Annotated in this window: 1 protein-coding gene; it reads left to right on the top strand. The window is 44.5% G+C overall.

Annotated elements, in window-relative coordinates; genetic code table 11:
• The first annotated feature begins 3 nt into the window (after positions 1–3).
• A complete protein-coding gene (locus SB658_RS24830) occupies positions 4–201 on the top strand; it encodes a hypothetical protein (protein WP_003156073.1) in 198 nt (65 codons plus the stop codon).
• Positions 202–263: the final 62 nt, after the last annotated feature.

The following is a 263-nucleotide window of genomic DNA, read 5'->3' as shown; positions in this document are numbered from 1 at the left end:
GAAATGGCCAGCGCCTTACATGAATTACTCGAAATTCAGGAGATGGCTTCTTTTAAGTCACTTTGCCTGACGAAATCCAAAACCATGAAAGCGCTCGTATCCGATCCGCAGCTGAAAGAAATCATGCAGCAGGATGCGGATACATCAACAAGGCAATTGCAGGAATTTGCCTCGATTTTATCTGATGCAAAGCACGAATAGGAGATGAATGACGAATGAATCCGATTATTGAATACCTGACGGGGATGGATGCACTGACAGAC

Source organism: Bacillus sp. SIMBA_008 (assembly GCF_046535495.1).
Taxonomy (GTDB): Bacteria; Bacillota; Bacilli; order Bacillales; family Bacillaceae; genus Bacillus; species Bacillus subtilis.
Note: the sequence above shows the minus strand (reverse complement) of the source record. Positions and strands in the feature narration are given on the sequence as shown.